We start from the raw sequence: 13,796 nt of genomic DNA, 5'->3' as shown, positions 1-13,796 counted from the left end.
ACAACGATGTTCGAATGGTCCGAGACCGACGAGATGATCCGCGAATCCGTGCGCGCGTTCATCGACAAGGAAGTTCGTCCCCACATCGACGAACTCGAACACGGCGAGCTGCCGCCGTACGACATCATGCGCACACTGTTCAGCCAGTTCGGGCTCGATGTGATGGCCGGTGAGGCTGTCGACAAGATGCTGGCGAAGGAACAGGCCAGGGCCGACCGGATCGCGGCGGGTGAGCCCGCGCCGGAGAAGCCGGACAAGAAGGCCGCGTCGAACCCGCTTGCGGCGCAGGGCAGTATGGCCGCGGTACTCGTCAGCGAACTGACCGGCGTCACCCTGGGTAGCGTCGCGGCGGTCGGTGTCAGCCTCGGGCTCGGGGCGGCGACCATCGCCGCACGCGGCACGCTCGCGCAGAAGCAGCGGTGGCTCAAAGACATCGTCACCCTGAAGAAGGTCGCGGCGTGGGCGATCACCGAGCCCGACTCCGGTTCCGACGCGTTCGGCGGCATGAAAACCTACGTCCGCCGCGATGGTGAGGACTACATCCTCAACGGGCAGAAGACGTTCATCACCAACGGCCCGTTCGCCGACACCGTGGTCGTCTACGCCAAGCTCGACGAAGGCGACGGCGGCGACAAGCGCGACCGCAAGGTGCTCACCTTCGTGCTGGACAAGGGCATGGAGGGGTTCACTCAGGGCAAACCGTTCAAGAAGATGGGCATGCATTCCTCGCCCACCGGTGAGTTGTTCTTCGACAATGTGCGGCTGAGCAAGGACCGGCTGCTCGGTGAGACCGAGGATCACCAGGGCGGTGACGGCCGGGAAAGCGCGCGCGCCAGTTTCATCGTCGAACGGGTCGGCTGCGCGATCTTGTCGATGGGCATCATCAACGAATGCCACCGGCTGTGCATCGAATACGCCAAGTCGCGCAAGCTGTGGGGGCAGGAGATCGGCCGCTTCCAGCTGGTCCAGTTGAAGCTGGCCGAAATGGAGATCGCGCGTTTGAACGTCGAGAACATGGTGTTCCGGGCGTTGGAGAGCTCGGCGGCGGGCAAGATGCCGACGCTGGCGCAGGCCTCGGCGATGAAGCTGTATTCCACCAGGGCCGCCACCGATGTCGCGATGGAAGCGGTGCAGTTGTTCGGCGGCAACGGTTACATGGCCGAGTACCGGGTCGAGCAGTTGGCCCGTGACGCGAAGTCGTTGATGATCTACGCGGGTAGCAACGAGATCCAGGTGACCCACGTCGCCAAGGGCTTGCTCGCGCAGTGAGCCATGCGCTCGCTGACCGCGGCGTCGGGCGGTCAGCGAGTCGGCTGATCGGTCAGCTGGAACCGCTGGGCAGCCCCGCCGAGCCGCTGCCCAGCTGGGGATCACCGGTGACCTCGACGACGAGGGTCTTGGTGGAGGAGCCCTGGGTCGCCACGATCGTGTACGTGCCCTTGGCCGGCGGGCGCCAGGTGCCGCGGATCGCGCTGCGCTGCCGGTCCGGGTAGTCGAGGCGCTCGGGTGAGGTGAGCTCGCTGCCGTTGATCGTGACGGTGGCGGGCAGTGCGTAGTCGGCGCCGAACATCCGGGCCATGACCGTGCAGTTGGCACCCACATAGTCACAGGCGACGGGCATTTCGCTGTTGCCCCAGGCGTAGATGGTGATGTCCTCCACCTCCGCCGAGGCCGCGGGAGCCAAGGTGGCCGGGAGGATCAGTGCGCCCGCCGCGAGGGCGGTCAGTCCTGCGATTCGCATGGGTTCGGTGGTCCTTCGCATCGGTGTAGTCGGTCCCGGTGTTCGATCGGGACCGCGTGAAGCGGAAGAGTTCCACAATTCTCCCAGGGCCGGTACCCCGAAAACCCACGGCTTGACCCTCGCTTCGCGCCGATCGCCGGAGCCGGTGCCGCGCGCCGAAATACTGTTGCGAATCGTGTGTGACGGGACTTTACGGTGTCCGCTCGGTCCGCTCGCGGCGCGGCCCGCCGCGTGCCCGTACTCTGTTGAGTGCCTGCGTATTTGGCGGCCAAAAGCCCGTAGAATGGAGCCCGATGGACCACTCGGACCGTTTCCCTCGTCCTGTTCCAGTGACGGTGCCGAAGCTACTGGTCGGTTTAGGGGCGGTACTGGTTGTCGCCGCGGCGATCGCCTCCTTCACCTTCACCTCGACTCTCGCGGCGGTGGCAGGGGTTCCGGAACACCTGACGTGGTTGTGGCCGCTCGTCGTCGGTCTGACGGTCGCGCTGGTCGCTTGCACTTTCATCACGCTGGTCGGCATCCGTGACGAGAAGGCCACGTCCCTCGTCCGGTTCTACGAGTTGCTGCTCCTCGTCACCGTGGCGGCCAGCATCTGCGGCAACGTCGTGTCCATCTCGCGCGATCCGATCCAGATGGGGACCCTCGCGACGGCGATCGTGGTCTCGGTTCCCCCGATCTGTCTGATGGTCTGCGTCGGAAACTGCTTGCTGCTCACGGCCGTCGTGCCCGTGCGCATCGTGGCCGCCATCCCGCAGGACGACTGGCGGCTCAGAGTCCTCGGCATACCGAGTACACCGGCACCGTCCAAGGACCAGGAGACCGCCCAGCAGGAAAGCGCCTCCTGGTGGGACCAGCACCGCAACGAGGCACGGACCCCACCCGCGACCCCGAAAACCCGCACGTAGGCAGAGCGACCGCGGTGCGCTGCTCGGCTGAGTAGGGTCGGCGGAAAGTGACCAGGACCGGAAGGTGGCCAGTAGTGGGGATCGATCAGCGAGCCGTGGTGCGGATGAATGCGCTGGAAATCGCGGAGTTTCTCGACAGCACGAGGGTGCTCACGCTGGCCACTCTCGACCGGTCGGGAAAACCGCACCTCACCGCCATGTGGTTCGGCCACATCGACGGTGTCGTCTACTTCGAGACCAAGTCGAAATCGCAGAAGGCGGTGAACCTGCGCCGCGACCCGACCATCGCCTGCATGGCCGAAGCGGGCGACACCTACGACCAGCTGCGTGGCGTGTCGATCGAGGGCACCGCCCACCTGATCGAGGACACACAGGACGAGGAGTACTGGCGGGCCGCCGTCGACATCTACGAACGCTACGTCGGTCCGTACAGCCCCGAGGTCCATCCGTTCGTCGAGCAGATGATGAACAAGCGCATCGTGATCCGGGTCGACCAGACCAGGGTCAGGTCCTGGGACCACCGCAAGCTCGGCCTGCCCGCGATGCCGCTGTCGGGTCGTACCGCCGAGGCCTGAGCTCATGTAGTTGCAGTTTCTGAAAAATTGCAGTTTGTGCTAACTTGGCGGCATGTCTTCCGAGCCGGCCAAGCAGCCCTCGATCGGTCTGCGTGAACAGAAGAAGCAGCGGACCCTGATCGAACTGTGCCTTGCCGCACGGCGATTGGCGGTCGAGCACGGGCTGGACGCGACCAATGTCGACGACATCGCCAAGGCGGTCGGCGTCTCGCCGCGCACCTTCTTCAACTACTACGACACCAAGCTCGACGCGGTGGTCGGCCCGATCGGCGACATCGGCACGCCCGAAGCGCGGCAGGAGTTCGTCGCCGGCGGTCCGACCGGGGTGCTCATCGAGGACCTCACCTGGCTGCACGCCGCCGGATTACAGCCCGAAAACGAAGTGCGCGAAGGTATCTCGCTGGTCACCGAGCTGATCACCGCCGAGCCGAGAGTGCTCGCCGCCTTCATCGCCTCCGGCGCCCGTTTGGAAGCCGCCACCGCCGAACTCCTCTCGGCGCGGCTCGGTGCCGAGGTCGAGCCCGAATTCGCCTCGCTCACCGCGGGAATCATGACGACCATCACCACGCGGGCGGCGATGTCGCTGGCCGCCGATCCGAACGGGTCGCTCGCCGCAGCGCTGCACGAGCACTGCGCCATGGCCGCCCGGCTGTTCGACCGGCCGGACGGCACGACAAGGGAGACGCACCGATGACCACGACGGCCGACTCGCCGCCGACCCCGATCGTCCTCACGCAGAAGCGGATCTGGCTGATCTTCTCCGCGCTGATCGCTGGCATGTTCCTGGCCAGCCTCGACCAGATGATCGTCGGCACCGCGATGCCGACCATCGTCGGCGAACTCGGTGGGGTCTCCCACATGGCCTGGACCGCCACCTCGTATCTGCTCGCCACCACCATCGTGATGCCGATCTACGGAAAACTCGGCGACATGTTCGGCAGGCGCTGGCTGTTCCTGTTCGCGATCACCGTCTTCACCGCCGCCTCCGTCGGTGCCGCCGCGTCGACGGGATTCTGGGAGTTCATCGCCTTCCGCGGCCTGCAGGGTGTCGGTGGCGGCGGTCTGATGATCCTGGCGCAGGCCATCATCGCCGACGTGGTGCCTGCCAAGGACCGCGGCAAGTACATGGCGCCGATGGGCGCTGTCTTCGGCATCACCTCGGTCGCCGGGCCGCTGCTCGGCGGTCTGTTCGCCGACCACCTCGACTGGCGCTGGTGCTTCTGGATCAATTTGCCGATCGGCATCGCCGCGCTGTTCATCGCCTTCCGCTACCTGAGCATCCCCAGCCATCGACCCAAGTTCCGGCCCGACTACCTGGGCATCGTGCTCATGTCGGCCGCGACCACCTTGCTGATCCTGATCACCGACTGGGGCGGCAAGCAGTACGAGTGGAGTTCGACGGTGATGCTGTCGATGATCGCGGCGTTCGTCGTCGTGGTCGCGGCGTTCGTCTTCGTCGAGTCGCGTGCCGAGGAACCCATGCTGCCGCTGTGGCTGTTCCGCAACCGCACCTTCGTGCTCACCTCGGTGATCGGATTCCTGGTCGGCCTGGTGATGTTCGCGGCGATCGGTTTCATCCCCACCTACCTGCAGATGGCCAGCGGTACTTCTGCCTCGGTATCGGGTCTGCTGCTGATCCCGATGATGATCGGCATGATGCTCACGCTCATCACCTCGATGAACGTGATCACCAAGACCGGTCGCTACCGGGTGTATCCGCCCATCGGCGCCGCCCTCATCGCCATCGACATGCTGTGGCTGACCCGGCTGGACGCGAACACCTCGATGTGGGTGGTCTCGGCCATGCTCTTCGTCATGGGCGCGGGCCTCGGCCTGATCATGCAGATCATCGTGCTCGTGGTGCAGAACGCGGTGGCCCCCGACCAGATCGGCACGGCGACCAGTGCCAACAACTACTTCCGTGAGATGGGTGGCGCGCTCGGCATCGCGATCTTCGGTTCCATCTTCACCGGCCGGTTGACCGAGAATCTCACCGGTGCGTTCCAGGCGAACTGGCAGGAAGCGGCGGCGGCGAACATCGACCCGAGCGCGCTGATCCCCTCGGTGGTCAAGAACCTGCCGGACAAGCTGCACGACGCGATCGTCGGCGCCTACGTCGACGCGCTGGTCCCCGGCTTCTGGTACCTGATCCCCGGTGCGATCCTCGCCTTCGCGCTCGCGTTGTTCATCCCGCACCTGACGCTGTCCGACGAGGCAGGCATGGTCGCGCGCGGCGAAGCCGTGATGGCCGAGGAGGAGCCGGACCTGGTCAAGGAGGGCTGAGCGTCCGGGCCGCGCCTCAGTCGTCGATGTGCAGTTCGGCGCCGAGGGCGGTGAAGGCGGTGGGAGTCATGCCGAACATGGCCCGGAAGGTGTCACTGAGGTGCGAGGGTGAGGCGAAACCCGCGTCGGTGGCGGCGCGGGTCAGGTCGTGGCCCTCGGTGAAAGCCTTCGCCACTCGCAGCATTCGCGCCCACTGGACATAGCGGCGGAAACTCGTGCCGGTCTGCTCGGCGAAGGTGCGCAGGAAGTACGAGGTGGAAAGGCCTGCGGCCATGGCCTTTTCGGCCGCGCGTTGCTGCTGGGTCGGGTCGGCGCGGATCTGCGCGGCCACGGCGGCGATGCGTGGGTCGCCGATGGTCGGCACCGGGACGCTGGCCAGATCGAGTACTCGGTCGATATCGGGGTCGGGGGAGTTGCCCAGGTCGATCAGGGCGGCTTCGTTGCGCTGATCGGCGCTGAAACCGCCGATGTCGCGCGACATTCCGCCGAGACAACGGGTCATCCGGGACGAGGTCGGGTCGAAGAAGCAGAACAGTCGTCGCCCGTCCGTGTCGAGAATGTGGTGGGTGACTCGGGCGCGGAACAGGAAGCTGCGCGCGGTGACATCGGGAACGCCCGCGGCGCGGACCCGGAACGGCCCGTCCAAACCCACACCGAGACTCGCCACGGCGGTGGAATGCGGTCCCAGCGCCATACCGGGTCCGATATAGACCGCGTGTCCGAGACGCAGCCACAGCCGTGCCGGTGCGGTGGCGGCCGCCGGCTCGGTAGCGCACGTTTCTGGAAGTGCGGGCAACGCCATGCACGCGACCATACATCCACCGATCGTCACCACCGTGCGAGATGTGGAGCAGAGATGACGACAACCTTCGAACTGAACGAGGTCGGCGTCGACGGCGCGCGCCTGGCCTATGCCGATGTGGGACAGGGTGATCCGCTGGTTCTGCTGCACGGCTGGCCGGAGAGCCACGCCGCGTGGCGGCATCAGATCGGGCCGCTGTCCCGATCGCGCCGGGTGATCGCCCCCGACTGGCAAGGCTGGGGTGCTTCGGCTCGTGACCTGCGGTTGAGCTGCGACTACGACACCGAGGTCGACCGGATCGCGCGACTGTTCGACGCGCTCGGCCTGGACCGCGTCGATCTGGCCTGTCACGACTACGGCGGTTTCCTCGGACTCGGGTTCGTGCAGCGGTACCCCGACCGGGTCCAGCGTTTCGCGATCCTCAATTCCCGGGCTCACCGCACCTTCACCACGCCGTACTACCAACTGTTCGGGCTGTTCTCCGCCGCGGCGCGACGCCCGCTGCTGCGCCCGCTCCTCACGGCACGAACGATCGGACTCGTCCACCGCCTGGGATTGGCACAGTTCGTCCGCAACGGCTCGTTCGACACCCAACGCCTGTCTGGTTACCTCGATTTCCTGAACACCCGCGAAGGACGCCGCTGGTACGCCCATTTCTGGGCGGGCTACAGCGTCCGGGTGCGCCCGGAACTCGCGGCCGGACTGGGCGCCATCCGCTGCCCCACCGCAGTGATCTGGGGCGACAAGGACCCGGCGATCCCGTTTCGCTATGCCGAAGACCTCGCCGCACACATCCCGCACGCGACTCTCGTCCGGATCGCCGGCGGACATTTCATCATGGAACAGCGTCCCGCCGAAGTCACCGAGGCATTGGAGGCATGGTTGCGCCGCCCCGTCGAAGGCGACAGTTCCATACTTTCAGGTACGGAAGACTATTCGACATAGTATGGTCGACTGCGATCGCAGTCAGCGGGTGGATGCTCACGTCAGGAGGCCCGGTGTGGCCGAATCCGTCGAAGGTCAGGTCGAATACCTTCATGCCGGGGCAGCGGTGAAGTGCCCCAGTGCGTTTCGCTATTGGGAGGTGCGCGACACACTGCGGGTGCGGCGCCTCGAACGCGTCTTCACGGCCGTCACCAGGCAGCGGCTGTTCCCGACCGACGAGCAGGCGATCGCCCTGTGCGAAGACCTGTTCGCCGGTGACCCGGTGGCCGAGCGGTTCGTCGCGGAGGTGATGCACGGCGAGATCGGGCCGAAAGCCGGGCGCCGGATGCTGGAGCAGGCCCTGCGCGAGGGCATCGACGCGGTCCCGGAGGCACCGGAATCGATGCGTGAACTGTTCGCCGAGTTCGAGACGGTGCCCGACTGGGTGGTGCCCGAACTCGTCGAGCAGGGCGCCGCGATCTGGCGGCGCTGGGGCACCATGCTGTTCAGTTTCGCCGGGGCCGAGACACTCGAGATGTACACCGAGGCAGCGGTCGCCACGCCACTGTCGCTGGCCGGTGGGTACGCGGGCGACAGCGCGCTGCGCCGGTTCCTCGAGACCTGCCGGTTCTGGATGGACGTCTCCGAGCGCGGCGCGCTGCTCACCGCCGGTTCGACGGGTCGGGCCACCGCGCTGAAGGTGCGGGTCATGCACGTGTCGGTGCGTGCGAAGGTCGCCGGTCATCCCGAGTGGGACATCGAACGGTGGGGGCTGCCGATCAGCCAGACCTACCAGATGCTCACCCTGCTGGCGGGCAGCGTGACGCCCGGGCTCGGTCTGTGGGCGCTGGGCTATCAGACGACACCGTCGGAAATCCGTGCGCTGCTGCACTTCCAGAAGTACATGGGCCACCTGCTCGGGGTCCGGCTGCGCTGGTACCCCGACACGGTTCTCGACGCACTGCGCGTGCTGGCGATGACCATCGCGTCGCGGTCCTACGACGCCGGACAGCACGGGACCGAACTGATCGAGTCGTACCCGGCGGCGTTCGCGCCCCGCGACGGTCACCGCGGCCTGACCCGGCTGCGCGAGATGTACAACTTCCGGATCAACTCGGTGTACGCCGCGATGTACATGGCCCCCGGTACGCGCCGGCACTACACCATGCCACCGGCGTTCCCGTGGATCCTCGTCCCGATCGTGCGCTTCCCGCTGATCACCGTGACGGAACTCGTGCGCCGGTTCTGCCCGCCGTTCGCGCGGGCACACGAGAAACTCATGCTCGCCCATCGCGAGAACTGGTACCGGGCGCAGATGCGGGGGCGCGAAGCGGCCTTCGACGCAGGCGGAGCCCTGCGCCGATGAACGGACGGAAAGCGACCATGACTGCCACCGACATCGTCGAAGTATGGAACGGGCCCGGCCGCGGCGACGGCGAGCTGACGCCGATCGAGCCGCACCACAACGCTTTTCATCCCGCCGCGAGCAGGCTCGCCTTCGAACACTGGTATTTCGACGCGCACCTCGACACCGGCCACGTGGTGATCGGCTTCCTGATCAAACGTCGCCCCGAGGACCTGCCGCTGTCGCGACCCTGGGTGGAGATGATCGTCTACGCGCCCGACGGCACCCGCCGCCAGGTGTCGCGGCGGTATCCGCACTCGGCGGCCGCGTTCTCACCGGATGCCTGCGATGTACGTATCGGTGACAACACCGCCCGCACCGAATCGCACGACGACGGTCTGCCCACCCACCATCTTCGGATGGCGGAGGACGGCTTGGTCTTCGACCTGCGGTTCCACAACGAGGTCCCCGGCTGGATGCCCGGCAAGGGCGAAACCCGTTTCGGCGGTCGGGATTCCTTCGGCTGGATGGTCGCCGCGCCCCGCGCGCGAGTGACCGGGACCATCGAGCTCGACGGCGTGCGGCACGAGGTCACCGGACGTGGCTACCACGACCACAACTGGGGCGTCGGTGACATGAAGAAGATCATCGAGCGCTGGCACTGGGGCCGGTTGTACGTGGAGGACTACTCGCTGCTGTTCGCCTCGGTGCTCACCCAGCAGCGCAAGGGCGGCCATGAGATCAACCCGCTGATGCTGGCCAACCACACCGACATCGTGCTGTCCACCGGCGAGACAGTACTCACCGAGGGCCCCGCCCGTTTCGACGCCACCGCGGGCCGCACCTACCCCGAATGGGTCGAACTGCGGGTGCCCGGGCGACTCGAACTGCGCCTGGACATCACCCGGGTCATCCACGCCCACGATCTGCTCGACGATCTGCCGGTCGTGCGTTCACCACTGGTCAAGCCGCTCGTACACCGGCTCGTGGGGCACCCGGGCTACTTCCGGTTCGAGTCGACCTTCGAGCTGAGCGTGCACACCGGCAACGGCACCGCACAGCGGGACGGAACGACGCTGCACGAACTGGTCGCACTGACCTGAGCGCCGCCGCGGAAATACGGGATCAGCACCGCGGCCCGGCACTGGTGATGAACCGGAAGAACTCCCGACGCTGAGCCGCGGTGGGCACCGGCAGGTTCTGATTGCCGTGCACGAAACCGATGCCGGCGAAGCACATCAGCCCGGCCCGCATCTCCGACTGTTCGGGCGAGAACCCCAGCTCGATCAGGGCTTTGGACAGGGTGTGGAAGATCCGCTGATCCAGTGCCTTCACCGCCTCGGCCACCTTCGCGTTGGTGCGTGCCCAGTCGCGGACCGCGAGCTCGATCTGCCAGACCCGCTCCTCGGTGAGCAACGCGCCCATGCGTTCCAGGCGTTGCTCGACGGGCAGTTCGTCGAGGTCGTGGAAGCCGCGGGCGGCGTCGTTGTGATCGGCGCACCAGAATTGCGCTGTGGTCTCGAGCAGCTGGTCGATGCCGTCGAAGTGCCAGTAGAAGCTGCCTTTGGTGACCCCGAGTTCCTCGCAGACCTTGGCGATGGTGACGGCTCCGACGCCGTCGCGCAGCAACACCCGCAGTGCCGCGTTCGTCCAGTCCTCGACACCGAGCCTGCGGGCCGCTCCCCGGGCCGCCGCTTTGCGTTTGGACACCGGCGCCGGCGGTCGGGAATTCCCGGGCTCGTCGGTCATGGCCGTCTCCTCTCGGCATCGCGGGCGGTCTACCGTGCGGTCCGCGGTCACCGGACAGTGTTTCACGGAGCCGGCCTGCCACGTGCCGATGGTGCGGGCGCGCTGACCGAATCAGCTGTCGAGCAGGTGCGGCAGTCCGGCTCGGAAGCGGTCGGCGTCGACGGCTTTGGCACCGGCGAAGACGGGCAGGCCGACCAGCGGGAAGCGGGTCGCCCGGTTGCCCGGATCGTCGGCCGAGTCGAGGACCGCATTGGCTGCGGCGCGCCCGGATTCGTTGGCCCCCTCCATCGTCGCCAGGTCGATATGGCTGCGGATGTGGTCGCCGCCGAAATAGAGATTCGGAATCGCGCAGTGCGCGTCGGGCCGGTTGTCGTAGGACCCGACCGTATTGACCAAGAGCGGGGTCTCGTTGTGAATGCCGTTCCCGGACCAGGTGATGCCGGGATCGAGGTGCCAGGAGTGGATGTCCTCGTCGCGCAACCAGCCGGTGCCGGTGTTGAGCCAGGTCGTGAGCTGTGCCCACACCTCCGCCGCGATCTCCTCGGCACTGCACTCCTTGGCGGTGCGTCCGTAGAGGATCCCGGGGGTGTCCCAGTCGGAGATGTCGACCGACAGGCATTCCACGACGGAGCCGTCGCCGTAGGTCGCGGCGAAATCTCCCACCCACATCGGTGCCTGGCGTAGTGCGGTGATCGCCCATGGCGACCCGAGTGCGGCGATGTGGCCCTCGGGGATGTCCGTGGGGCGGCGCAGGAAGTACTGGATGCCGACCATCCAGTCCGTGACCAGCTCGCGCATCCCCGCCAAACGTGGGTCGGCGTCGAGGATCGCCGGGCTCAGCAGATCGACCACCCGGTCGACGGGAACGGCGCAGATGTAGTGATCCGCGGTCACCGTGGTCGTGCCCCCGCCACCGGTCACCGTGGCCGACTCGATCCGGCCGCCGGCCAGCCGCAACGCGGTCACGGCCCGGCCCAGGACGAACCGGACGCCGAGGGAACGCAGATACGCCACCCACGGATCGATCCACGCGGCGTTGGTCGGCCGGTTGAGGATGCGGTCCACCCCGCCGGAGAACTCCGGAACGAGCCCCGTGCCTGCCAGGACGAGTGCCTCGCCGATGGTGCCGATCGTGCGCGCCGAACTGGTCTGCGGTTTGGCGGCCACGGTGATCCGGGTCAGCGCGCTGACCAGGTACTTGCGATAGGCAGGCGACTTGCCCTCGGCCCGCATGATCTGTTCCCAGGTGACGTACTCCCACTGCCCGAAGCGACGTTCCGTGCTCGAGGTGAACCACATGGCCATCTGTTTGGCGAAGAAGGCCAGTTCGTGGGCGGGCAGGTCGGGGATGAACCGCAGCGAACCGATGATGCTGTTCTGGATCACCTGCGGGGTCAGCTGGGTGAGGCCGCCCGGTTCGACAGGAAGGAAGATCGGCGCGGTGTTCTCGAAACCGGCGACCGTGCCCTCGACCCGCACGAGGTTGTCGAGCACGCCGTTCGGGTTGCCCGGGAACGGGATTCGGCTCATCGTGTCGGGGACATTGCGGTAACAGCCGGGAAAGAAGCGGAAGCCGTGCTCGCCGGGCAGATCCTGCCTGCCCGGGCCGGCCGTGCCGGGAACGCCGAGGCTGCGGGCTTTGCCGCCGAGATGAGCGGGTTCGTAGACGGTCACGTCGTAGCCGCGTTCGGCCAGTTCGTGCGCCGCGCTCAGGCCCGCCATCCCGCCACCGAAGATCGCGACGGTTCTGCCCGTCGTTCGCAGCAGCGGCGAGCGTGGGCCGGGGGCGGCGCCCACCGTGGGTGCCGGGACGGCCAGCGCGGCACCGACGGCCAGCCCGGCTCGCAGGGCTGTGCGGCGGGTGCAGGTGAACGGGCTATCGGACATGCTGAGCTCCGGGTGTCGCAGAGGTGAGCAGGGTGGGCGTCGGCACCCGAGGGGGAGTGCCGCGCAACGTGGTTCGCGTCAGCTGTCGTTCGGCGACCGCGTCGCGGATCTCGCGCGCCATGTCGGCGAGGACGGCGGGCACCTGATCGCGTTGATGGCGCAGCGCGTCCCAGCCGAGCCGCAACGCGCGAGCCGGGGTGTAGAGATCGGCGGGTTTGCGCGTGCGCGAGAAGATGCCGGTGGTGATCTCGGCCAGCTCGGCATCCACCTCGGCGCTGCGGTAGAGCTCGATCTCCAAGGGCCGCATGGCCTCGCCGCGGGCGAGCCGGTTGGTCCAGTGGAAGATGTCGCGGCACTCGATCACCCGCGTGCGCTCCCACTGTGCCAGCGCCGCATCCAGATCGGCCGGGTCGTCGAGGACATCGGTGACGGCTTCGGCCAGCCGCCGGCCGTAGTGCAGTGCGTCACGGATGCCCTGCGCGGTGACGGGATCCTTGAAATGGCCCGCGTCGCCGGGCAGCGCCCAGCCGGGGCCCGCGGAACGACGGAAGTACGAGGCGATGCCGACGGCCGACCGGACGCGCCCGACTCGTTCGCAACCGCGTAGCCGGTCGACCAGACCCGGAATCCGTTGAACCGCCGAGGAATAGCGGTGCTCGGCCACGCCCGAACCGAGCCTGCCCTCGACTCGTGGCGGTTGCACCAGGCTCAGTACCAGACCGTCGTCACAGGGGAACGCGGTGCCCAGATCCGCCCCGACCCGCCACTGCGCGGCGATGTGGCGTGCGGCATCGGGCGAGTCACGCCAATAGGCGAAATAGCAGTCACGGCCGCTGGGTACCGTCAGGAACGGCTCCTCCGCGCCGACCGCGCGGGCGACGGTGCTGCGCCGCCCGTCCGCACCGACTACCAGCGCCGCCCTGATCTCGGTGACGGCGCCGGCGCTATCGCTGTATCGCACACCGGCACAGCGGGTTCCGTCGAAGACCACTGACTGCACCCGGCATCTCGGCCGCACGTCCGCGCCCGCCGCGATCACCGCCCGCACGAGCACTCCGTCGAGTCCGGTCCGCCGCACGCACATCGCGTAGTCGATACCGTCGACCGGCTGGAACGCCGACCCGATACCGAATCCCGCGCCTTCGGCATAGGCGTGGGTCAGCTGGGGCGCGCCGAGTGCGGCCACCTCGGGAAGGACGCCCAGTCGCTGGAGTTCGGCCATGCCCGCGGGCCAGAGCAGGTGGGTGGACAACGTATCCGAGGGCAGGGGAGCGGAATCCAGGATGATCACTCGGCGACCGGCCGCGGCCAAGGTCAGCGCTGTCGCGGAGCCGGCGCAGCGCGCACCGACCACGACGACATCGGCGGACTCGATGCTGGGGACGGGGGAAGGGGTCATGTGAGCCGCCTCGGTCATCGAGTCTCGGACAGTGTGTCCGATAAAATGATGAGGTGCGTCACACCTCGAGTCAATACCGCACGGTCACAACATGTTTGCCGGAGGTGTACCGCTCCCGAGAGCGACATACGCGGCGCGGCAGGCACAATGAGGGCATGCCTTCAGCACACGAGCGCGGCGCCGAGC

The 13,796-nt window shown here is 67.4% G+C and carries 13 protein-coding genes; 8 read left to right on the top strand and 5 right to left on the bottom strand.

Going from position 1 to position 13,796, the window contains the following annotated elements; genetic code table 11:
• Nucleotides 1–6 precede the first annotated feature (6 nt).
• Nucleotides 7–1,269, top strand: a complete 1,263-nt coding sequence (locus NCO8_RS00180; protein WP_067635352.1) for an acyl-CoA dehydrogenase family protein — start codon at nucleotides 7–9, stop codon at nucleotides 1,267–1,269.
• A gap of 52 nt (nucleotides 1,270–1,321) precedes the next feature.
• Here NCO8_RS00180 and NCO8_RS00175 read toward each other — a convergent pair whose 3' ends face one another.
• Nucleotides 1,322–1,741 (bottom strand): hypothetical protein, encoded by a 420-nt coding sequence (locus NCO8_RS00175; RefSeq protein ID WP_157104724.1) that lies wholly within the window; start codon nucleotides 1,739–1,741, stop codon nucleotides 1,322–1,324.
• A gap of 293 nt (nucleotides 1,742–2,034) precedes the next feature.
• On the opposite strand from NCO8_RS00175, the gene NCO8_RS00170 reads away from it, so the two are divergent.
• The 4 genes from NCO8_RS00170 (at nucleotide 2,035) to NCO8_RS00155 (ending at nucleotide 5,504) form a co-directional block, all read left to right on the top strand.
• Nucleotides 2,035–2,646, top strand: a complete 612-nt coding sequence (locus NCO8_RS00170) for a DUF2637 domain-containing protein (protein WP_157104723.1) — start codon at nucleotides 2,035–2,037, stop codon at nucleotides 2,644–2,646.
• Nucleotides 2,647–2,720: 74 nt separating this feature from the next.
• Entirely contained in the window at nucleotides 2,721–3,221 is a 501-nt protein-coding gene (locus NCO8_RS00165; RefSeq protein ID WP_067635347.1) for a pyridoxamine 5'-phosphate oxidase family protein, read from the top strand.
• A gap of 52 nt (nucleotides 3,222–3,273) precedes the next feature.
• Nucleotides 3,274–3,915: a TetR/AcrR family transcriptional regulator gene (locus NCO8_RS00160; RefSeq protein WP_067635346.1), complete on the top strand. Its 642-nt coding sequence runs from the start codon at nucleotides 3,274–3,276 to the stop codon at nucleotides 3,913–3,915.
• The gene (locus tag NCO8_RS00155; RefSeq protein WP_067635344.1) at nucleotides 3,912–5,504 is read left to right on the top strand and encodes an MDR family MFS transporter; all 1,593 of its coding nucleotides are present in this window, start codon (nucleotides 3,912–3,914) and stop codon (nucleotides 5,502–5,504) included. The genes NCO8_RS00160 and NCO8_RS00155 overlap by 4 nt, the downstream gene beginning before the upstream one ends.
• A 16-nt stretch (nucleotides 5,505–5,520) precedes the next feature.
• Here NCO8_RS00155 and NCO8_RS00150 read toward each other — a convergent pair whose 3' ends face one another.
• A complete protein-coding gene (locus NCO8_RS00150) occupies nucleotides 5,521–6,306 on the bottom strand; it encodes an AraC family transcriptional regulator (protein WP_067635519.1) in 786 nt (261 codons plus the stop codon).
• Nucleotides 6,307–6,360: 54 nt separating this feature from the next.
• On the opposite strand from NCO8_RS00150, the gene NCO8_RS00145 reads away from it, so the two are divergent.
• The 3 genes from NCO8_RS00145 to NCO8_RS00135 are packed head-to-tail and all read left to right on the top strand — an operon-like array spanning nucleotide 6,361 to nucleotide 9,678.
• The gene (locus NCO8_RS00145; RefSeq protein WP_067635342.1) at nucleotides 6,361–7,251 is read left to right on the top strand and encodes an alpha/beta fold hydrolase; all 891 of its coding nucleotides are present in this window, start codon (nucleotides 6,361–6,363) and stop codon (nucleotides 7,249–7,251) included.
• Nucleotides 7,252–7,306: 55 nt separating this feature from the next.
• Complete coding sequence (locus NCO8_RS00140) at nucleotides 7,307–8,596, top strand: oxygenase MpaB family protein (RefSeq protein WP_067635517.1); 1,290 nt, start codon at nucleotides 7,307–7,309, stop codon at nucleotides 8,594–8,596.
• Nucleotides 8,597–8,613: 17 nt separating this feature from the next.
• Entirely contained in the window at nucleotides 8,614–9,678 is a 1,065-nt protein-coding gene (locus NCO8_RS00135) for a lipocalin-like domain-containing protein (protein WP_084456274.1), read from the top strand.
• 22 nt (nucleotides 9,679–9,700) lie between these two features.
• Here the strand turns inward: NCO8_RS00135 and NCO8_RS00130 are convergent, their stop codons facing one another.
• The 3 genes from NCO8_RS00130 to NCO8_RS00120 all read right to left on the bottom strand — a co-directional run bounded on the left by NCO8_RS00130 (nucleotide 9,701) and on the right by NCO8_RS00120 (nucleotide 13,610).
• The gene (locus tag NCO8_RS00130; protein WP_067635340.1) at nucleotides 9,701–10,324 is read right to left on the bottom strand and encodes a TetR/AcrR family transcriptional regulator; all 624 of its coding nucleotides are present in this window, start codon (nucleotides 10,322–10,324) and stop codon (nucleotides 9,701–9,703) included.
• A gap of 111 nt (nucleotides 10,325–10,435) precedes the next feature.
• On the bottom strand, nucleotides 10,436–12,211 hold the full coding sequence (locus NCO8_RS00125) for a hydroxysqualene dehydroxylase (protein WP_067635339.1): 1,776 nt from the start codon (nucleotides 12,209–12,211) through the stop codon (nucleotides 10,436–10,438).
• Complete coding sequence (locus tag NCO8_RS00120) at nucleotides 12,201–13,610, bottom strand: NAD(P)/FAD-dependent oxidoreductase (protein ID WP_245655180.1); 1,410 nt, start codon at nucleotides 13,608–13,610, stop codon at nucleotides 12,201–12,203. The genes NCO8_RS00125 and NCO8_RS00120 overlap by 11 nt, the downstream gene beginning before the upstream one ends.
• Nucleotides 13,611–13,796 lie beyond the last annotated feature (186 nt).

The sequence above is a fragment of the Nocardia coubleae NBRC 108252 genome (assembly GCF_001612805.1).
Taxonomy (GTDB): Bacteria; Actinomycetota; Actinomycetes; order Mycobacteriales; family Mycobacteriaceae; genus Nocardia; species Nocardia coubleae.
This window is presented reverse-complemented; position numbering and strand designations above follow the sequence as displayed.